The 19,674-nt window shown below is 69.2% G+C and carries 13 protein-coding genes and 5 pseudogenes; 10 read left to right on the top strand and 8 right to left on the bottom strand.

What is annotated here, in order from left to right:
* Positions 1–1,724 precede the first annotated feature (1,724 nt).
* The 4 genes and pseudogenes from ACWCQS_RS43220 to ACWCQS_RS43205 form a co-directional block, all read left to right on the top strand.
* On the top strand, positions 1,725–2,168 hold the full coding sequence (locus tag ACWCQS_RS43220; protein WP_451009600.1) for a large conductance mechanosensitive channel protein MscL: 444 nt from the start codon (positions 1,725–1,727) through the stop codon (positions 2,166–2,168).
* A gap of 383 nt (positions 2,169–2,551) precedes the next feature.
* Positions 2,552–2,911: pseudogene (locus ACWCQS_RS43215) on the top strand (histidine phosphatase family protein); the annotation flags it as partial.
* Between the two features lie 112 nt (positions 2,912–3,023).
* Entirely contained in the window at positions 3,024–3,842 is an 819-nt protein-coding gene (locus ACWCQS_RS43210) for an ABC transporter permease (protein WP_451009594.1), read from the top strand.
* Positions 3,843–3,943: 101 nt separating this feature from the next.
* Positions 3,944–4,054, top strand: a pseudogene (locus tag ACWCQS_RS43205) (helix-turn-helix domain-containing protein); the annotation flags it as partial.
* A 565-nt stretch (positions 4,055–4,619) separates the two neighbouring features.
* Here ACWCQS_RS43205 and ACWCQS_RS43200 read toward each other — a convergent pair.
* Entirely contained in the window at positions 4,620–5,519 is a 900-nt protein-coding gene (locus tag ACWCQS_RS43200) for a DMT family transporter (protein ID WP_451009593.1), read from the bottom strand.
* Positions 5,520–5,894: 375 nt separating this feature from the next.
* Positions 5,895–7,118, bottom strand: coding sequence for an ROK family protein (locus ACWCQS_RS43195; protein ID WP_451009592.1), 1,224 nt, complete (start codon positions 7,116–7,118; stop codon positions 5,895–5,897).
* 201 nt (positions 7,119–7,319) lie between these two features.
* Between ACWCQS_RS43195 and ACWCQS_RS43190 the strand changes: the two genes are divergently transcribed.
* From ACWCQS_RS43190 to ACWCQS_RS43180, 3 genes are read left to right on the top strand one after another with little or no spacing between them, the layout of a single operon-like run.
* Entirely contained in the window at positions 7,320–8,696 is a 1,377-nt protein-coding gene (locus tag ACWCQS_RS43190) for an APC family permease (protein ID WP_451009599.1), read from the top strand.
* Positions 8,693–9,691, top strand: a complete 999-nt coding sequence (locus ACWCQS_RS43185; RefSeq protein WP_451009591.1) for an ROK family protein — start codon at positions 8,693–8,695, stop codon at positions 9,689–9,691. Before ACWCQS_RS43190 ends, ACWCQS_RS43185 begins: the two co-directional genes overlap by 4 nt.
* The gene (locus ACWCQS_RS43180) at positions 9,688–10,755 is read left to right on the top strand and encodes an SIS domain-containing protein (RefSeq protein WP_451009590.1); all 1,068 of its coding nucleotides are present in this window, start codon (positions 9,688–9,690) and stop codon (positions 10,753–10,755) included. Before ACWCQS_RS43185 ends, ACWCQS_RS43180 begins: the two co-directional genes overlap by 4 nt.
* A 30-nt stretch (positions 10,756–10,785) precedes the next feature.
* Here the strand turns inward: ACWCQS_RS43180 and ACWCQS_RS43175 are convergent, their stop codons facing one another.
* Positions 10,786–11,094: a tetratricopeptide repeat protein gene (locus ACWCQS_RS43175; RefSeq protein WP_451009598.1), complete on the bottom strand. Its 309-nt coding sequence runs from the start codon at positions 11,092–11,094 to the stop codon at positions 10,786–10,788.
* Positions 11,095–11,531: 437 nt separating this feature from the next.
* Between ACWCQS_RS43175 and ACWCQS_RS43170 the strand changes: the two are divergent.
* Positions 11,532–12,537 (top strand): annotated as a pseudogene (locus ACWCQS_RS43170) (RNA-guided endonuclease InsQ/TnpB family protein).
* 45 nt (positions 12,538–12,582) lie between these two features.
* Positions 12,583–12,787 (top strand): annotated as a pseudogene (locus ACWCQS_RS43165) (aminoglycoside phosphotransferase); the annotation flags it as partial.
* A 217-nt stretch (positions 12,788–13,004) separates the two neighbouring features.
* Here the strand turns inward: ACWCQS_RS43165 and ACWCQS_RS43160 are convergent.
* Both ACWCQS_RS43160 and ACWCQS_RS43155 read right to left on the bottom strand, forming a co-directional pair.
* The gene (locus ACWCQS_RS43160; protein WP_451009589.1) at positions 13,005–13,373 is read right to left on the bottom strand and encodes a hypothetical protein; all 369 of its coding nucleotides are present in this window, start codon (positions 13,371–13,373) and stop codon (positions 13,005–13,007) included.
* 582 nt (positions 13,374–13,955) lie between these two features.
* Positions 13,956–14,591, bottom strand: a complete 636-nt coding sequence (locus ACWCQS_RS43155; protein ID WP_451009588.1) for a DUF1989 domain-containing protein — start codon at positions 14,589–14,591, stop codon at positions 13,956–13,958.
* Between the two features lie 318 nt (positions 14,592–14,909).
* Between ACWCQS_RS43155 and ACWCQS_RS43150 the strand changes: the two genes are divergently transcribed.
* On the top strand, positions 14,910–15,347 hold the full coding sequence (locus tag ACWCQS_RS43150; RefSeq protein WP_451009587.1) for a glyoxalase: 438 nt from the start codon (positions 14,910–14,912) through the stop codon (positions 15,345–15,347).
* 181 nt (positions 15,348–15,528) lie between these two features.
* On the opposite strand, the gene ACWCQS_RS43145 is transcribed toward ACWCQS_RS43150, so the two are convergent.
* The 3 genes and pseudogenes from ACWCQS_RS43145 to ACWCQS_RS43135 all read right to left on the bottom strand — a co-directional run.
* Positions 15,529–17,658 (bottom strand): SpoIIE family protein phosphatase, encoded by a 2,130-nt coding sequence (locus ACWCQS_RS43145; protein ID WP_451009586.1) that lies wholly within the window; start codon positions 17,656–17,658, stop codon positions 15,529–15,531.
* Between the two features lie 894 nt (positions 17,659–18,552).
* Entirely contained in the window at positions 18,553–19,056 is a 504-nt protein-coding gene (locus ACWCQS_RS43140; RefSeq protein ID WP_451009585.1) for an HNH endonuclease, read from the bottom strand.
* 116 nt (positions 19,057–19,172) lie between these two features.
* A pseudogene (locus tag ACWCQS_RS43135) lies at positions 19,173–19,329 on the bottom strand (IS256 family transposase); the annotation flags it as partial.
* Positions 19,330–19,674: the final 345 nt, after the last annotated feature.

Below are 19,674 nucleotides of genomic sequence, written 5' to 3'. Positions count from 1 at the left end.
ATGCCCATGGACGCGAACCCTAACTGCAGACTCTGACATCGCTCCGGTCTCGTCTGTCAACTGCCTGCCGACAGCCATAGGAAACGATGTCTTAGTCCCTGACATCACGTCGTATCACGAGCCTGATGTACTGCCACCCCAGTTGTAGACGTTGACGATCGGCCGACCTCCGGGCAGGCGGCCGGGCCGACCACACCGGGTCGGCGCCGCATCCGCGCTGCTCCGTCCAGCCGCCCACGCGGCCGTCGCAGGCGAAGACGGATTCCTCCGTGGCTGGAATCGCGGCCTGAAGAAGACTCGCCGTGCAGTCTGCCTGGCTGTCACGGCCCGGTGCCGGCCTGCCGACCTCGGTGTGGAGATCGAGGCGAGAGCCGAGCAGGTCTTCTTCCCCCGGCAACGCCTGCGGCTCGACCGCCACCGGCGGGTGCGCACCGCCGCTGCTGCTGGTCGCCGGAGGTCTCTCGGCGGGACTGGTCAGGAGGAACTTCTGCTCCTGGCGGTGGCGGGTGTGGCCCAGGCGGCTTGATGTGGCCGTGGAGCTGGAGGGGGCCGAGCGATTGGGCCCGGCCAAGCGGTTGGGCCTGGCTAAGCGACTGAGTGTGGCCGAGGAACTGCTGCTTTTGGCGGAGGCCGACGTGTCTGAGGGACTGGCTGTGCCCGAGGGGCTCGGGCGGGGGTCGTGGGGGCAAATCCAATCAGGACTTTTGAATCCGAAGCTCAGGCCCCACTCCTCGTCGCAGCCGCCCCAATATGTCCCCACCCAGCCGCAGTAAGGGCCGCCGTAGCTGTAACAGGGGGGCGTTGATTTCTGCCAACCCGGATTCGTCAAGGGTGGCTGGGGCGATTCGGCTTTGCTCCGCGAGATGCGGTGGGCGCTGACCATGCGAACCCGCGTTGCATCGGAACTCTGGTGCATCCAGTCCGTGAAGAAGAGGGGCAGGCCGATGGCTGAGGCGAAAGTCGCCACCATTGCAGCAGCGAGAGCACAGCGGATCAGGCGCATGACTGTTCCCTCTCGGCTTCGTGGTCTGTGACAGGTGTGGACGAACTCTGTGCACGGGCGCCGCCGCTGTGCGCTGGAGCTGAACGTATGGTTTCGAGCCCCGCCCAACAACCAGCGAACCGCCAGTCGGGCCGCCTTGCTCTGGTTTTTCACTCGAAGAGGCTTCGCACAATTCCTATTCGGCTCCCTTGATGAATGTCCACCTGCCAGCCTGCGCCATTCCGCGGCAGAGCGGCAGAGCCTGCCAATCGGGTCTCCCGGCTTCTCCTGTGGGTGCGGCGCTGTTTGAGCTGGTCGCCCCGCATGTGGCCGACGACACCTAGCCTCAATGCCGGTAACTTAGGGTGTCCGCTTACCCCGTTTGGGTTCGGTGCTGCGACGATGGTGAGGGCCGGAACGCGTGAACGGTCCGGAACGTGGTGGACGGCGCGTTTGAGGGACAGTTGGCGACTTTGCGTTTGATGACGCGGGGGTTGGCCCGGCGGCGTCGGGGCGGCAGGAGGCGTTCGAGGAGTTCAGCGTGGGCTGCTTTGACCGCGTGTGCGAGTGTGCCGGGGGAAACGCCGCCTGGTCGGTGACCTGGCGGCGCACGACGCGCAGTGAGCGGGTGAAGGAGATCCGGATGCCGCGATTCCCGCGCGTCACACCCCCGCACAGCGCGCAGGGTCATTAGCGTTCTGTTGACCAATCAGTTGAATCGGTGCCAACGCGGAGAGACAAGATGCTCAGGGGATTAAAGAATTTCCTGATGCGGGGCGACATTGTCGTCGTGGCGGTCGGGCTGATTGTCGCGCTGGCATTCAACACCCTCATCAAATCGTTCACGGACAATGTGATCAATCCGATCATCGCGCGGGCGCAAGGGGGCCGGACCTTCGGGCTCGGGTGGCAGCTGGGGCGGCCCGGGAACAAGGCGACTTTCCTCGACATCGGGTCGTTCATCTCGGCGGTCATCTACTTCATCATCTTCATGGCCGTCGTCTACTTCCTGATCGTCGTGCCGTACAAGAAGTTCCAGGCCCGGCGCGGCGTGGCCGCCTTCAAGGAGCCCGGTGCGGTGAAGACGTGCCCCGCCTGCCTTTCCGAGGACGTTCCCGCCGCAGCCGGCACGTGCCGGTACTGCGGGACGCAGCAGCCTGCGGCGGGCACGGCCCAGCACCCGTAAGGCGCGGGGCGCGGTGCCCGTCGAGCCGTCACCCTGCGGGCGCTGACAGCGAGGCCGCCTGAGCTGGAACGACTCATGCCTCTGGCCCGGTAAGCGGGTTGAGTCGTTCTGCACTTCCGCAGTGCAGTGCGAGACTGGGGCCCTTTGTGCTGCTTGCGTCAATATCCCTTGCACCGGGTCCGGGAGCGTGCGGAGGACGGCCTGTGCAGAACTTGGACGACTGGCTCGCTGACCGGCGAGAGATCCTCAAAGCCGCAGGTCAAGGAAGGGGCGCCTCCTTCGAGTGGGCCGCTAACAGGCCATCTTATTCGGCCAGTTGGTGGCGGTAGATGGCGGGAGCGGAGGCGGGCCATCGGGCCCACCGTGTTCCACGATCAGATAGCGTGCTCGCTCGGGGGGAGCTGATATTGATCAGGCACGGCCAGACTGAGTGGAGCCTGTCGGGCCAGCACGCGGGGCGCACTGACATTGCGCTGACTGACGCGGGTGAGGCATCGGCCAAGGCGCTCGCTTCGAGGTTGGCCCGACGCCCGCTGGTCGGCGTGTTCAGTAGTCCGCTGAGCCGCTCCATGCGGACGGCCGAGCTGGCGGGATTGGCCGGCGTCAGGCCCGATCCTGACCTGGTGGAGTGGGATTACGGCGGCTATGAGGGCCTGACCGCAGCGCAGATCCGCGAAGGGCGTCCGGGCTGGGACCTGTGGCGGGACGGCGTCATTCCCGGCGACGTTGACCATCCCGGTGAGCGGCGCTTCACCTCAACGCCTTCCTCATGGAAGCCGGCCACCACGAGGCGGCGTGGCGGCTCCCGCGCAGCAACCCGCGGGCGGACCGGGTGATCACCGGGGAGGAGGTGGCGTGACGAGCAGCACCGACGCCCCGCCGGCTCACCCGTCGCCCGACGAGCCCTTCAGGTCCGAACGGCCGCCGTTCGTGTGGCTCTTCGAGCGCGAGGTCCTGCGGTTCCTGACCATCTGGCGCTACAGCGTCCTCGGTCCGGTGCTGTCGACCGTACGGTTCGTCGTCGCGTTCGGGTCGGCTCTCGGACGGCACGTCGACACGATCGGCGGCGTCTCCTACGGCCGCTTCATCGTGCCCGGCCTCTTCGCCCAGGCAATCGTCAACGTCGGCTTCTTCAATGGGACGACCAGCCTGTTCGAGGCCCGGCGCGACCGGTACATCCACGACGTGTTCGCGAGTCCGCTGCGCTGGCGGGAGATCAACGCGGCACTGGTGAGCGGTGGTGTCGTCAGAGGCGCCGTCGTGGGTGGGGGAGTGCTGGCGGTGGCTCTCCCGCTCACCGGCGGCGGGAGCGTCGCCCGCCCGCTCGTGCTGCTGTTCGGCACGCTCGGTGTGCTCTTGGTCGCCGCACAGGTGGGCGTGATCGCGGGCAGCCTCGCCAGGTCGCTCGACCACGTCTACTCCATGGAGTCGATCGTTCTGCTGTCGCTGGGCTTCCTCGGCGGCGTCTTCTACTCGGTACGGCAGCTGCCACCGGTCTGGGATGTCCTGAGTCACCTCGACCCGGTGTTCTGGCTGGTCCAGGTCGAGCGGATCGGCTTCCTCGGCCAGGGCGACGTCGGCGCGGGCTGGCCCCTGCTCGTGGTCTGGGCCCTCGCCGCCGCGCTCTCGGCGTGGTCCGCTGCCATGTTCGCCACCGGCCGCCTCAAGCCCTGATCCCTGTCCCGGGGAGGAACGCATGCCATGACGAGTACCGATACCGAACAGACCCTGTCCACCGACGTGCTCGTGGTCGGCGGCGGCCCCGCGGGCACCTGGGCCGCGCCAAGGCGGTGCGCTTCGCGACGCTCGCCGCGCTCTGCGAGGTGCTCGAGTGCCAGCCGGGCGAACTTCTGCGCTGGGAGGCCGAGGATGCCGCGAGCGGATGACGTGCCCGTGGCCGGGCGTGAAAACGCCCGGCCACGGGCACGTGACACCGCAGTGGACCACATGGACGTGGATCGCCGATCACCCCGCAGCGCCGTTTCGACCCCGTGACCTCCGCAAACCCCCGTCCTTCCAGCACGGAAGGGCGGGTGTTCGTCGTTGGGCGGGCAGCCAGGGCTTCGCTGAATTCGCTTGACGCCGATTCGTGACGATCTGTCAGTTCGACGGAGTTCTGGGAACATGACAGGCGCGGGCTTCCAAGATCATGGAGTTCTCGACGCCCGTGATCGCGGACCACATCCAACAGTTCCCTGTCCTCGACCCGTCCGGCAAGACGGGGCGAACGTTGCTTGATGCGGCGCTAGATCCATCTTGCAGGAACCGGCCGCGGAGGCGGCCGAGGATCCGGGCGACTCTCACCCTGTCTGGTACTTGGAGGGCTGATCACTTGGAGGGCTGATCGGACACATGCAGGGGAGTGCAAAGACTGCCTGCGCCGACGCGAGGGGCTGGCCGAGGTTGACCGGGACCGGGGAGCGGCTCCGGGCGGCAAGAAGGTTCCGGTTCCTAGGCCGCGGCGTGTTCCACGGGATTGGGCTGCTCTTCTTCCACGTTCAGGCAGTTCGCCAGGCACCGTGTGCGGGACAGTGTGAGGACCCCGTAGGTGAGCACGGCGAATCCGGTCAGGGCCGACACCAGCCACAATCCCGTACGAGGCTTCTCCCCGTAGATCGTGACGCCCAGTGCGACACCGGTCACGGCGTCGGTCAGCGTCAGCGCGGGCTGGGAGGCGATGAGGGGACCGGCCTGCATGGCACCGCCCAGCAGGAACAGGGAGGTGGCGCCGATCACCGCGAAGCCGTAGGTCTGCCATGACCGGAGGAAGGCCTCAAGGCCCTGAGAGCCCAGGATCGCCATTGCCGATTTCATGAGCGCGGCGGTGAGGGCGTTGCCGAGGGCGGCTCCGGTAGCCAGGCAGGACGCTCGTCCCATGCCCAGAGGTCTTCGCGTGGCGGCGAGCACGAGTGCCGTGGCGATGCCGCCGACAATCAACAGCGTGGGCACCCATCGGAGGCCGGATACTGCGTCCCTGCCACCGGAAGGTGCCAGGGAGAACAGGAAGACGGTCAGTCCCGCGGCGATGCAGGCCACCGAGGACCAGGCCTTGCGAGAGCGGCACACGTGGAAGACCGCGCCGCCGATCACGAGGGCCGGCGGCAGTTCGAGGATGAAGACCGGCTGGACCATGGCGAGTGAGCCGGAGGCCAGGGCCAGCGCCTGCAGGATCGCGGAGGCGGTGACGCCGGCGATGCCCGCGAGCCACACGGGGGTCCGCAATATGTCGAGGATCAGGCCGAAGCGTAGGGACGTCGAGGCCGGGACCGTCAGCGCCGCTTGCCGCTGCAGAACTGTTCCCAACGCGTTACTGCATGCTGCAAGCACGGCGAGAAAGACGGAAAGGGCCATGGCCGGTTATCCCTTGGTCGTTGCAGCCCCGCTCCAGGCATGTTTCGAGTAACCGCTGTGTCTGAGGTGGCATTCCGACTCCACCGGGCGGTGCTGCGGTGGGTGGCTGTGGGCGAGTGTTTCCGTGAGCCGTTCCGAGGACCACCGGCAGCCGTCGGTGGTGGTGGAAAACCTCGACCATGCACGACTGCCTGTGGTGTATCCCGATGCCGCCGACACTGGCGGGAGGGATCACAGAACGAGCGGACGATGAGTTGGCACGTGCCGGTGACGTCCCTGACGTCCGGTGTCACACCCGTATACGCTTCGGCGGCGAGCCGACCTGCGTTGCCCTTCTCCGCTGTCGTCCTGCGCCCGTCCCTGCGGCGCCCGGCGTCACTGCTGCGAGAGGGTGTACGCCCGCTGCCATGCAATGGTGACTGCTTGGGCGATTCCACCGATGACGGTCGCGTCCCCGTCCAGTGCCGACGCCGCGAGTTCGGGCAGCGGCAGGGGTATGAGTGCGGCGAGCCGGAGCCTGAGGGGCTCGATGAGGGACGCCGCGTGGCGGCCGAGGGCGCTGCCGCCCAGCACGACCAGTTGCGGGTCGAGCAGGGCGATGACCGGGACCAGGGCCCGCGCGAGAAGACCGACCTGCCGCTCCACGATCGCTGCGGCGGCGGGATTTCCGGTCTGCGCGGCCTGGAAGACCTGCTCGGGCGACCAGTCCGCACCCAGTCCCGCTTGCCGGGCGGCGGTGGCGATGGCGTCGGTCGCCGCAGCACTCTCGAACATGCCGCGCTCGCGGACCGCGCCGTCCGGGTCGACGGAGTCGTCGCCGACCAGCAGGAAGGCGATCTCGCCGGCCGCACCGCGCGCCCCGCGGTGGAGTCGGCCGCCGGTGATCGCGCCCAGGCCGATGCCGGTACCGACGGAGAAGAAGACAAAGTCGTCGACGCCGCAGCCGATTCCTGCGGCCTGCTCGCCGAGCGCCGCCAGGTCGACGTCGTTCTCGAACCGGACCCGGTCGCCGAGTTCTTCGGCGAGCAGTTCGACGACGGCGGGGCGGTCCCAGCCGGGTAGGTTTGCCGCGTGTCGCATCCGGCGGGACGCCGGGTCGTAGATGCCCGGGCTGCCGATGACGATGCTGTACACGTCGTTCCGGGAGACGCCGTTGTCGTCGAGGAGCTCGGTGACCAGGTGCGCGAGCTGGTGGACGAGTTCGGTCGCGTTCCGGGTCCGGGACGGCTCCTGCCGCCGGTCGGTGACGGTCCCGCCCAGGTCGGCGAGGGCGCACTTGATCCAGCGTGACCCGACGTGAACGCTGATCACCCGCCCCGCGTCCACGTCCGGTTCCCACAGCCGGGCGGCGCGGCCGGCCTGGCCGGTGCGCAGCCCGGTCTGGCGTACGAGTCCGGCGGCCTCGAGCCGGGCGATGGCGAGGTTGACGGTGGGCCGGGACAGTCCGGTGTCGGACGACAGTTGAGAGGCCGACGCAGGCGCCCGCCGCTGCAGGTGCTCCAGGACGACCCACTCATTCGCCTGCCGCATGCTGCCCGGTCCGCGCATGACCGTGCTGAAGGGAGGCGTGTCCGGGCTGTCCATTGTCGTCGTCGGCATGGGCGCCATCCTGCCAGGTCGGTGCCGGAGTGAGCTCTCCCACCAGCATATTGCTTTTGTTAGGAAGGACGCCTTACATTTGCCGAGCCCCTGAACCCGCTCCCACCGCAAAGGCGCAGCCTCGTGTCGACTCCCACTTCATCCGGCGGCCTGGCCCGCCGGATCGGCCTGCTCCAGGCCACCGCGTTGAACATGAGCCAGATGGTCGGCGTCGGGCCGTTCATCACCATCCCGCTCATGGTGGCCGCGTTCGGCGGCCCGCAGGCCGTCGTCGGCTGGATAGCCGGCGCGCTGCTCGCCCTGTTCGACGGCCTGGTGTGGGCAGAGCTCGGCGCCGCCATGCCCGGAGCCGGCGGCACGTACGTCTACCTGCGGGAAGCCTTCCAGTACCGCAGCGGCAAGCTGATGCCGTTCCTCTTCGTGTGGACGGCGATCCTCTTCATCCCGCTGATCATGTCCACCGGCATCGTCGGTCTCGTCCAGTACCTCGGCTACCTGTGGCCGTCGATGGGCCAGACCTCCGGCGACCTGATCGGACTCGCGCTGATCGCGCTGATCGTGCTGCTGCTCTGGCGGCGGATCGACTCTGCCGCCCGGCTCGCCACCATCATGTGGGGCATCATGCTGCTCGCCGCGCTCCTCGTGGTGATCGCCGCGTACTCGCACTTCCACGCCGCCTACGCCTTCACCTACCCCCACGGCGCCTTCAACCTGATGGGCGGCAAGTTCTGGACCGGCTTCGGCGCCGGCCTCGCGGTGGGCGTCTACGACTATCTCGGCTACAACACCGCCGCCTACCTCGGCAGCGAGCTGAAGAACCCGGGACGCACCCTGCCGCGCTCCACCGTCACCGCCGTCTTCGGCGTGATGGCGATCTACCTGGTGCTGCAGGTGGGCGTGCTCGGCGCGGTCGACTGGCACCGGATGCTCGACCCCCACTCGGCCGTCTACCAGTCGATGGCGTCGGTCATTCTGGAGCACGCCTGGGGCCGCGGCCCGGCCGAGGCCGTCACGACACTGATCCTCATCACCGCCTTCGCCTCGGTCCTGGCCGGTCTGCTGGCCGGCTCGCGGGTGCCCTTCGACGCGGCACGGGACGGCGTCTTCTTCCGCTCCTTCGCCCGGCTGCACCCCAAGCACGGCTTCCCCACCGTCGGCCTGATCACCATGGGCGTCATCACCGCCGTGGGCTTCATGATCGGCCGCCACACCGACATGGGAACCCTGATCCAGCTGCTCACCGCCGTGATGGTGCTGGTGCAGACGCTGTCCCAAATCGTCGCGCTCACCGTCCTGCGCAAGCGCCAGCCGCACTTGCGCCGCCCGTACCGGATGTGGCTCTACCCGCTGCCCAGCGTGCTGGCCTTCGCCGGCTGGATCTACATCTACGTGTGCGCCGATCACAACGCCCCCGGCCGGCACCCCATCGAGTGGTCGCTGGCCTGGGTTGCCCTCGGTGGGCTCGCGTTCACGCTCTGGGCCCGCAAGGAGCGCGTCTGGCCCTTCGGCGACAAGGAGATCCACGAGCAGTACGCCGCGGCCGCTCTCGACGCCGGCAAGGAGCGGCTCCCCGCATGACCACCAGCACCACCGGAGCCGCCCCCGCCGCCCCCCAGGCCGGGGGCGGCCCGGCCCCGTACCACGTCCTTGCAATCGACCTCGGCGGCACCAAGACCGCGCTCGCCGCAGCCGCCCCGGACGGCAGCGTGCTGCACCGCGCCGCCATCCCCACCCTCGCCGACCAGGGGGCCGACCAGGTCATGCGACGGGCCGCCGAAGCCGGACGCGAGCTGATCGCCCGCACCGAGGCCGACGGCTACGGCCCGCTGCGTGCCGTCGCCGCCGCTTCCCCCGGCATCGTGCTGGACGACCGGATCCTGCTGGCGCCCAACAACCCGGGCTGGGAGCGGCTCGCCCTGGCCGCCACGCTGGGCACCGCCTTCGGCATCACCACCGTCGCGGTGGAGACCGACGTCAAGGCCGCGGCCCTGGCCGAGGCCCGCTGGGGCGCCCTGGCCAGATCGGCTTGCGGCATCTTCCTCAACGTGGGCACCGGCCTGTCCGCCGCCACCGTCGTCGGCGGCCGCGTGCTGCGCGGCGCGCACCAGGCCGCTGGGGAGATCGGCTCCCAGTTGCTGAGCACCGCCGACATCCGGAGCGCCGGCGGCGGCCGCGCGCCCCTGGAGGAGCACATCTCCGGTCGGGCACTCGCCGACCGGGGTTCCGCGCTGCTGGGCCGCGCCGTGACCACCGCCGAGGTCTTCGCCCTCGCCGAGCACATCCCAGCCGTGGCGGAACTGGTCGACGATGCCCTGGACACCCTCGGTGTGCATCTCGCCAACCTGGCGATCGCCCTCGACCCGGACACCATCGCGGCCGGCGGCGGACTGACCCGCGCAGCCGACCGCATCCTGCCGAGGCTGCGCCGCATCCTTGACCGCGCCGTGCCCTTCCCGCCGGCCCTGGTGCCCGCGCACTTCACCGAGACGGCGCCGCTCACCGGCGCCGTCATCCTCGCCCTCGACGCCGCAGCCTCCTCGCACCCCGCATCCGACTGGAGCCCCGCCGCATGACCACACCCGCCAGCTCCGAGCCGCACCGCCCCGGCCGTGTGATGTCCGCCGAGATGGCCGAGCAGCCCGCGGTGCTGCGCCGCCTCTTGGAGCAGGGCGCGCCGGAGATCCATCGGATCGCCGACCTGATCGAGGCACGCGCCCCGCGCTTCGTCCTGCTCACCGCCCGCGGCACCTCCGACCACGCGGCGCTGTACGCCAAGTACCTGGTCGAGGTGATGCTGGGCAAGCCGGCCGGGCTGACCTCCATGTCCACCACCACGGCGTACGGTGCGCGTCAGGCCCTCACCGACACCCTGGTGATCACCGTCAGCCAGTCCGGCGGCTCGCCCGACCTGGTGGCCTCCACGCGGGCGGCACGGGAGGCCGGCGCGATCACCCTCGCGGTGACCAACAACCCCGGCTCGCCGCTGGACGAGGCCGCCGAGTTCCATATCGACGTCAAGGCCGGACCGGAGCGGGCGCTGCCCGCCACCAAGACGTACACCGCCGAGCTGCTGGCCCTGTACCTCTTCGTCGAACGGCTGCGTGGCGGTGATGGCGCGGCGGCCAAGGCGCTGCCCGAGCTCGCCGAGCAGATCCTCGCGCGGTGGGACGAGGTCGCCCGGCTGGCCGCCCGCTACCGATTCGCCGAGCGGCTGATCCTCACCTCGCGCGGATACGGGTACGCGACAGCCAAGGAAGCCGCGCTCAAGCTCATGGAGACCAGCTACATCCCCGCGCTGGCCTTCTCGGGCGCGGACCTGCTGCACGGCCCGCTCGCCATGGTCGACAACGTCTCGCCGATCATCGCCGTGGTCTCCGAGGGCAGGGGCGGCGAAGCGCTGCAGCCGGTTCTCGACCGGCTGCGTCAGCGCGGCGCCGACCTGGTCGTCATCGGTGACCGGAACGAGGTCGACGCGGCCTCCGCGGGGTTCGTTTTGCCGACGTCCGGCGTGCCGGAGGAGCTTCAGCCGATCCTGCAGATCCTGCCGCTGCAGATGCTCGCGTACGAGGTCACGATGGCTCGGGGCCAGGACCCCGACGCGCCACGGGCCCTGGCCAAAGTCACCGAGACGCGGTGAGGCGGCTCCGTCGCCGATGAGACATAGCGATTACGGCGGGCCGTCGCGCTGGTCGATCGCCGCAGTGGGATTCTCTCGGACTGCCACCGTGATCGGATGCCCTTCGCCCAGCACCCGCTCGGCGTTGGTGAGGGTCTGCTCGAACAGGGGGATGGCCCGGTACAGGTCTCCCGCCAAGTAGTAGGCGTAGGCAAGGTTGTTGCGCGAGGCCAGCGTGTCCGGGTGGTCCTCGCCCAGCACCCGCTCGGCGTCGATGAGGGCCTGCTCGAATAGGGGGATGGCCCGGCCCGGGTCCCCCGCCGACTCGTAGGCGCAGGCGAGACCACTGCAGGAGGCCAGCGTGTCCGGTGGTCCTCGCCCAGCACTCGCACGCGGTCGGTGAGGTTCTTCACTGGGTTCCTCCGAGGATGCCCCGGCCGTCAGGCCGGGGAGGAATCGGACTCCTGCGGAGCAGGGATGGTCGGATCGCCGTCAGGGCGATCCGGTGTCCACCCCATACGGCGGTGATGTCGCCCGCAATGATCGAGAGCTCTCAACTGTCAGTCCTCTCGGGTAGGTTCGGATGCATGACGACACAGGCGACCACGTAGGACGCCGGGCATGCCCGGTACACCTTCCGTGTGCGCCTGTCGAGGACGGCCCGGCGGGCACTTGAAGCGGAGTGGGATCGCTGCCGGTGGATCTGGAATGAGTGCGTCGCGAAGTCCAAGCAGGTGCACGCGCAGGGCCGGGCGAGTGGCGAGAAGTTGACCTGTGGTCCGGGGCAGTTGGACAAGATGCTGACCGAGGCACGCGGAGTGAGGCCGTGGCTGGCTGAGGGCGCAAGCGTGCCGCAGCAGCAGGTGATCCGGGACTTCGCCAGGTCGAGGGCGATAGCGCTGAAGGACATCAAGGACCGGGTGCCGATGCCCCGGCGGGCCGGGTGCCCCGCTGGAAGAAGAAGCGAAAGGCGCGGTGCAGCCTCAACTACACGAGGCGCGGTTTCCGGCTCAGGGACGGTCGCCTGCACCTTGCGGGCCGGATCGTGCTGACGGTGGTGTGGTCGCGGGGCCTTGTGGTCGACCCGTCGAGTGTGCGCGTGTACCGGGACGCGCTCGGACGTTGGTACGTGTCCTTTGTCGTTGTCGCGCAGAGTGAACCGCTCGCCTGTACGGGGTGCGTGCTCGGGGTGGGCTGGGGTGTGAAGGAGAGCGCCGCCACCATCGACGATGCCTACGGTCTCCCGCATGCCGGGCACGGCAGGCGGGCCGCGCAGCGGTTGGCGGGGTAGCGGCGGATGTTGGCCCGGCGCCGGCGTCCGAAGGGACAGCCGGCATCCGCGGGCTACCGGAAGGCGCAGGTACGGGCAGCGAAGCTGCACAAGAAGATCGCGCGGCAGCGTGAGGACACCGGCCGCAAGTGGGCCAAGTCTGTGATGTGCGGCCATGACGGGGTGGCGGTGGAGGACTTCAGGCCGACGTTCCTCGCGAAGACCACCATGGCCCGCAAGGCGGCTGATGCCGCGATCGCCGCGACGAAGCGTGTCCTGTGCGAGATGGGCCGCAAGCACGTACGGGACGTCCGTCTCGTGCACCGCACACCACGTTGGACTGTGCGCGGTGCGGAGCGAGAACCAAGCACGCGCTACCTCTGTCGATGAGAACGTATGCCTGCACCGTGTGCGGGGCGGTGTCCCCCAGGGACAAGAACTCCGCCCGTGTGATGTTGGTCCGGGCGGGTTGGAACCCGGACGGTGTCGAGGGCGTAAGACCACCTGAGCCGCCGGCTCCGGTGGCGGTCTGAGCCGTACATCCCCGCCCAGCCCTGGAGGGTGACGAATCCCCCTCCCTTCAGGGAGGGGAGCCTTCGAGGTCTTTCAACAGCTACGCACAGGCGGACGAGGCAGCGGTGCGACGGGCGCGGACTGGCCGCGATGAAGAGCCTGTTCCTGATGTTGATGGGCCAGAACGGGGACCGCGGCCTGCCCGGCGGCAAGCCGAACTGGGGGCCCGCAGGCCGGTCCGCACTTGATCGTGTCCTGAAGGGCCTTTGACGTCGGCATGGATCGACTGGGCCTCCCCGGCGGCCATGCACTCGCCGACAGGAATCGATGCAGTCCTGGCCATTGGGACCGTCCAGACCGAGCCCCCCTCGGTCCCGGTCCGCCAACTGGCTCAGTCGGGCGGACCTGCTCGCGCTGGAGACCATGCTCTTTGGTGATGAGAAGGAGTAAGAGGTCCGCCGGCCGCGGACAGTCCGGTGGTCAGTCGTCATTCCGAGGGGCAGTTGTCCCACAGCTGGGAGAGCTCCCGGGGGATTCCGACGCAGCCGCCGCTGAACGGGGCGGCGCTGTGGCTGTAATCCCAGGGCTGGCTGCCCCGGAGGATGAAGTACTTGCGCGCGCTGCCGTCGTCCTGGATGCCGACCTGCTCCTGGGGCGTCGCGCCCGGGGTGAGTTCGAAGGCGGTCGCGGCGTACCGCGTGTCCCCGCACTGTCCGTACAGGAACTGGCCCGGGCGCGGCTTGATGTGGTGGAAAAGGGCGTTGTGCCTGGTGTACGCGCGGGTGACCGCCGTCTTGACCGCCGGGGTCGCGACCAGGTTCCGGCAGCCGGTGATTTTCGTAGACGCAGCCGTCACAGTCTGACCATCGCCTGCAGCCGCCGTGGCCGACTGAGCCCCGCCCGGAGCCGCTGCAGCCGAACCGCCCGCATGAACCGAACCAGCCCCAGATCCAGTACTGGTACCACTGCACGCGCCGAGCAGAAACACGGCGGACAACGCGATAGCGGCCGAAGCCATCGCGCGAGGCATAGTGGAACGCATCAAAACCGATCCCCCCAGAAAGACAGATGACGTGGAAACGGGCAGGCCGTGCCTGTCCCGTGCATGCCATCCTTTCGGCCGTTCTCGACAGCAATCCCCCTGTCCCGTCACAGCCCTGCAACGACAAACCGCCCATCCTGGGCCGACGGGCTCACAGCCATGCACGCCATCCGGTTCGCGCAGCGGGGTGAAGTCGACGTCCAGCTTCGGGTTGTACGCCTCCCGCTGGATGCCCAGCTTGTGCGTGGCGTACTCGCCGAACCGGTTGATGTGTCGGTCAGGTACGGGGAGATGTGGGCCAGGTCCTCCGGGGCGATCTCCCACCCCTCCTCCGGCAACTGGCGGACGATCTCGGCGATGACCGCATGGGGAGCGGCGCCAGTGCCTGCTCTCGGGTCATGACGGCTCTTCTGCCTGTTCGCCCGGGGCGTTCGTGACTCGGACCTCCGCGTCCCTTGGCTGCTGGAGATCGCCGTTGACCGGGACGAGGTCCTGCGGACAGGCGGACAGCACGACCACCACATCCGTGAGCGCCCGCAGGAGCACCGAGTCGCCCGGACGGCTGACCGGCGCGGCGAAGACGATGCCGCCGTCTGAGCCGATGGGCACATTCATGAACAAATTAAGCGAAGCGGGCACCGGGGTCAGGAGGTCCGGGAGGCCGCACTCGGCGAGGGCTCGATGGTAGTTGTCGCTGCAGTTGTCGTGGCAGCCTTCGTGTCCCAGTTGCTGGTACCGGACGGGGTCACAAGCCGGGATCAAGGTGTCGTGCACGCCCGGAGAGGTGTCCTCGGCGATTTGCAGGATGGGCCTGCGCCGGTCGTCGACCAGCTCGTCACCGGCCTTCACCATCAGACGGCCGAGCACGGCGCGCGTGTGCGCCATCGACAGCCCGTGCTGCGGCTCATGCCGCGCCACGGCCCAGGTGTCGACCACCTGCGTCCCGTACGTGTTGATCACACGCAGCGTTCCGCCCTGCGGAACCTGGAAGGCCGCTCCTGTGCGTGCGGCCAGCGTCGTCGTAACAGCCATGGCGGGCCGGCACGGCCGGTTGAATCGCTCCGGGTCTGATGGAGGCTCCGGCCTGCCCCGGACCGGTCACCGCGCTGGAGCCGATCGCGCTCATCGACTGCAGGACGCCGGCCCTGCGGCAGGCATGGGCGAATGCCCGGCTGGTGTACTGGGGCCCCATGGTTGGTGTGCATGACCGCCCCGGCGAGGCTGCCGCGGGTCTGTTCGGCGGCGGCCAGGGCGTTGGCGGATAAGGTGGCGGGATCCGGCCGGTGAACGCGGTGTCGACGAGGCTGTATCTCCGGCCCCCGCAGCCCAGTCGGAGCAGGGAGTGCCGACATGGACGTTCTCTTCATCACGAGCGTGGCGGTGGTGGTCGCCGACCCGTCGCTGAGCCGCAAGCTGTTCATCGAGGTTCTTGGCCTCCCTCTGGAGGGGGAAGGCAACGGCTACTACTCCAGCGGGAGCGTCCCCGGCAGCAAGCACTTCGGCCTGTGGCCGCTCTCGCAGGCGGCCGAGGCATGCTTCGGCACGGACCAGTGGCCCGCCGACCGGGTGATTCCACAGGCGTCGATCGAGTTCGAGGTGGCGAACGCGGAAGCCGTCGCAGCCGCCGGTGCCGAGCTTCAGCGTGCGGGCTTCGAGTTGGTGCACCAAGCCCGAATCGAGCCGTGGGGTCAGACGGTGGCCAGACTTCTCACAGCGGACGGCTTGATCGTCGGGATCTCCTACGCCCCCTCCTTGCACGACGTGCAGGACGACCAGGACTCTGGCTGAGCCCGGCCTGAGACGGGTGAAGGCGTCGTAGTTCCCTGACGTACTCCGGCCCCGGGGATCAACGGGACCGTGGGTGGTGCCGAGATCGATCACACCCTGTGAGGCCTGCGCAGACCGGCCATCGGCTCCGTCCGCCAGGGTCTGGGGCTTTCACGCTTCACGGGGGTTGAAGTGCCGCGTTTCAGGTCCCCTGGTGGGGTGCTGTGGCCTGGATGAGGAGCAGGGCGATGTCGTCCTGGTGTTGGGTCGGGAGGCAGTGGTTGACGAGGGTGTCGGCGAGGGCGCCGATGGTCTGGTCTGGCGCCTGTGCGAGGCAGGTGACGAGGTCGGCGGTGGCGTCGTCGATGTCGGTGCCGGGGGTTTCGATCAGGCCGTCGGTGTACAGGGCGAGGAGGGTGCCGGAAGGGAACGGGATCTCGGTGGTGGGGTAGGTGGCGTCGGGGTCGATGCCCAGGAGCAGGCCGGGGGGCAGGTGGAGGATTTCGGTGTGGCCGTCGGGGTGGCGGATCAGGGGTGGGGGGTGTCCGGCGGTGGCGAGGCGGGCGCGGTGGTGTGTGAGGTCGAGGTGGGCGTACAGGCAGCTGGTGAACAGTCCCGGGTCGAGGTCGATGAGGAGACGGTTGGTCCGGGCGAGGACTTCGCCGGGGGGTGTGCCGGCGGTGGCGTGGGCGTGGACGGCGATGCGGACTTGTCCCATCAGGGCCGCGGCGGTGATGTTGTGGCCCTGCACGTCGCCGATCGCCGCGGCTGCGGATGCTTCGCCGCAGGGGATGAGGTCGTAGAAGTCGCCGCCGATGTCGATGCCGTGGCCGGCGGGCTGGTAGCGGGCGGCGGCGTCCAGACCGGGGATCGTGGGCAGGGTGTGGGGCAGCAGGCCTGTTTGCAGGGTGTGGGCGAGCTGGTGCTTGATGTCGTAGAGGCGGGCGCGGTCCAGGGCCTGGGCGATCAGGCCGGCCAGGGAAGCCAGGATGGCGCGTTCCGGCGCGGGGAAGGGGCGGGGCCGGTCGTAGCCGAGGATGAGCGTGCCGACGGTGCGGCCGGAGGCGATCAGGGGCAAGGTTGCGCAGGCGGGCAGCTCGTCTTTGTGAACCGCTGGGGGGTAGGCGCGTTTGAGGTCGGCGAAGGTGGCGTAGAAGCCTGGGTCGCCCGTGAGCAGGGCCCGGACGGCAGGGGTGTCGGAGGCCAGGCGCTGGGAGTCGAAGATCTCGGTGAGTTCGGCGCTGAAGCCGCAGGTGCCGATGACGCGCAGCCGGCCTTCCTCCGCGGTCAACAGGGCGAGGGCTTGGGGGCCGAAGGCGGGGACGATCTGGTCACAGGCCAGTTCGACCACGTCGTCCGCCCCGACAGCCTGCGTGAGGCCGGCCGCCAGGTGGGTGAGGTGGTACAGGGCTGTCGCCCCGACCTCTGGAGCCGGTGGGCTGTGCTGCCACGGCATGGTGGGCTTGGCATGCTCGGCCGGGACCGGGGTGATCTGGATGCTGATGCCGCTGTCGTCCGGGTGGAGCTGGAAGTACAGCCATTGGTCCGGCGGGCGCAGGATGGTGAAGGAGGTGGGCCAGCGGCTGACCACCGCTGCCCGGTACCGGTCCTCGAAGAGGGGGTTGTGCAGCCACGGCAGGCTCTCCCAGGGACGGCTGCCCAGCAAGGCGCCGACCCCCGCGCCGAGCAGGTCGCCGGCCGCGGTGTTGATGAAAGTGACCCGCCCGTCCAGATCGAGTGCGCAGCAGCCCTGCGGCAGCCGTTCAGCGAAGTCGAATGCGGCCGGTGCCTCGCCCGACACCATGCGGCCGGAACGCACGGGGGCCAAAACCCGCGGCTGGTCGGTGGGCAACAACGGCAGTCCTTGGCCGGCAGCCTGCTGCAGGAGCACACCCTCGCACTCGCAGCACGTGCCCAGCGCATCCCGTTCACGTGAGCTCAGCTGCGGCGGACGCCAGATAGGCCACAGCAGTACCAGGGCACCCCACACAGTGGTGCCACAGCTGACCGGGGCAGCAGCCAACATGAATTCGTAGGGCAGCACGAGCGCCAGCTGAGGGTAGCAGCGTGCCACCTCCTCCTGGCTGCTCAGCCACACCATGCGTCGTTGTCGTACGGCGTCCGCCGCCGGCAACGGGGCGCCCACCGTGACTCGCGCCCAGGGGGCTGCAATCTGCTGGGATACCCCGGATATCACCGTCAGCTGCAGTACCCGCTCACCGGGCGGCAGCAGATACAGCAGGCCCACCGAGGCACCGGTGTCCCGCATGACGTCTGCCAGGGGAACATCGAGCTGCTCCAGGCCAGGGGCGAAGTCGGCAAGCTGCTGCACGTCCCTCACCTCCTGCGGACGCCGGAAGGAACAGCACGCGTGCTCCCGAAGCGAGCGCGAGCGACCTCGCCACAGATCCCAAGTACGGCACCGATCTGCGCCCAGCCGGCGCCGGCCTTCCGGTCGGCCGTCACCGCCGCCCGCACCAGCTGCCGGGCCAGATCCGGCACCCGCGTCACCACGGCGCTGTGCCAGCCCGCCACTCCTCCGGTCGGGGGTGACTGCCGGACCGGACGCACAGTGACGGCCTGCCCCCGGAGCCGTAGCTCAGCACCGGCCCCCGTCATCATTCCCCACGCCTGAGCAGCCTGCTGCCACCTGCGACGTGCACGCCTGATCGCCTGCCGATGGGCAGGCCGGCAGCGCAGGCGGTCATGCCCCAGAGGCTCCTGCGGCGCAGCCCCACACCAGCCGCACAGAGCGTCACTCATACCCGGACACTACGCCCACATCCGGCGAAGGTCGCGCGGCGAGGCGAAAGGCGAGCAGATCGTCCAGGCCGAGGACGAAGCACGTATCGCATTGTTCGAATTATGTTCGATATCTTGTTGTGGGACGGGCAACCCAGCCCTGCAATTGACGGCGGGTGGCGTGCCGCGAGGCTTCTGTGCCTGCCGGGACCGGGTCCGGTCGGCGAACCGATGGCCTCGTGGCCAAAGGCGACGCTGACAGGTCCGCGGCCGGGATGACGGCGGATTCAGGTCGGCGCGCTGCTGGCGTCAAGACGCCACAGGCAGCGGCGGTGCTGCGCAACACTTCGCTCGGCGGCTTCGCTCAGGTTGTGCCAGAGAGTACTGGTGGGCCGTCGGCGAGGTGCCTGCTCAGCAGGTCCTTTTCCCACGGCCCCAGGCCGAACGATGCATGCGCCTTTCGCCGCACGTCGCTCTCCAGTGACTACTCCATGAGTGCTGCGGCAGAGTTCTTGCCGTGCATGTCCGCGTGGCAACTTCCGCAGACCACAAGGGCTTTACGGTGCCGGGCGGCCATGAGATCTGCCCACGGCGGCCAGGCTCCTGATCGTCCGAGGCCGGCGAGTGTGGCGACGTGGTGAACTTCCACCTCGTCGACGCGTCCGCATGCCTCGCACCGCCCGGCGAGGAGCCGGGTGACCAGTTCCTTGCGTTTGGTGTTGACCGGGGCCAGCCGACGGTCGGTGATGACCGTCTTTCTGTTCTCAGCGGGATTTCGCCGAACCGTCCGATCAGCGGCTTCCTGCCGATGCGTTCGACGCGGGCTTCGAAGCACTTGCTTGGCCCGTGCGGCGTGTCGATGGTTGCCGCGTATTTGCGGGCCGTCTTCGACCTCACCGGGAGCGTCCCCGCGGACGAGGGCGCAGGACCCTTGTGCCAGGCCCTCGCCCTGGCCCGGGACGCACGGTGTCCCCGGCGTCAAGCGCATTGCCGCCCGCCTCACCGCAAGTTGACCGGGACGCGCTGGTCCGGAGTCCGGCTTCGTGGCTACCTGGCCGGCCGGCCGGGCCCCGGACCCGGAGCCCGATGGCCTCAGACGGACGTCACAAGAACGTTGGTGCTGTCCAGCCGCTCTCCCATCAACACCAGCACGCAGCTGTGGGCCTGGCCGAGTCGGACCTTGGGGGTGCAGGCCATCGGCCCACACGTACACGTAGTTGGCCTGCGGCAGGTCGAGGCCCTGGAATGCGGCGTGATCGTCGCTTGGCATCGTGGTGGCTTGCTGGGCCCGCCGCTTTTCCCGTAGCGGCGGGACCAGTTCTCGTCTTGACTCTCCGCTCTCGCTGTGAACGGCACGCCGAACGGCCCGCGTTACGGGGGAGGGGGACTGGACGCGCGCGGCGCGCCCATGGCCTTCGAGAAGACCGCCAGGCCTGGAATGCGCCGGCGATCGAGGTACTCACGGTGAGCTGCCGGTTCGTCTGGCGCCGGTAGGTGTCGTCGACTGGGTCGACGACGCGGAACAGGTGCAGGGTCTTGGCGATGCGCCCGTACTCGGCGAACGCCTGGCCCGCGGCACTCGTCGGCCTCCACCAGCAGGCCTTCG

This window comes from Streptomyces sp. NPDC002076, assembly GCF_053593835.1.
The sequence above is the reverse complement of the archived record's forward strand: the minus strand, read 5'-3'. Positions and strand labels throughout refer to the sequence as shown.

What these genes read in the sequence shown, in the direction of transcription:
- ACWCQS_RS43155 (WP_451009588.1), bottom strand. Translation starts at nt 14,591, where the DNA reads ATGGCTGTTACGACGACGCTGGCCGCACGCACAGGAGCGGCCTTCCAG.
- ACWCQS_RS43220 (WP_451009600.1), top strand. Translation starts at nt 1,725, where the DNA reads ATGCTCAGGGGATTAAAGAATTTCCTGATGCGGGGCGACATTGTCGTC.
- ACWCQS_RS43190 (WP_451009599.1), top strand. Translation starts at nt 7,320, where the DNA reads ATGGTCGGCGTCGGGCCGTTCATCACCATCCCGCTCATGGTGGCCGCG.
- ACWCQS_RS43140 (WP_451009585.1), bottom strand. Translation starts at nt 19,056, where the DNA reads ATGCGCTTGACGCCGGGGACACCGTGCGTCCCGGGCCAGGGCGAGGGC.
- ACWCQS_RS43195 (WP_451009592.1), bottom strand. Translation starts at nt 7,118, where the DNA reads ATGCCGACGACGACAATGGACAGCCCGGACACGCCTCCCTTCAGCACG.
- ACWCQS_RS43200 (WP_451009593.1), bottom strand. Translation starts at nt 5,519, where the DNA reads ATGGCCCTTTCCGTCTTTCTCGCCGTGCTTGCAGCATGCAGTAACGCG.
- ACWCQS_RS43180 (WP_451009590.1), top strand. Translation starts at nt 9,688, where the DNA reads ATGACCACACCCGCCAGCTCCGAGCCGCACCGCCCCGGCCGTGTGATG.
- ACWCQS_RS43150 (WP_451009587.1), top strand. Translation starts at nt 14,910, where the DNA reads ATGGACGTTCTCTTCATCACGAGCGTGGCGGTGGTGGTCGCCGACCCG.
- ACWCQS_RS43185 (WP_451009591.1), top strand. Translation starts at nt 8,693, where the DNA reads ATGACCACCAGCACCACCGGAGCCGCCCCCGCCGCCCCCCAGGCCGGG.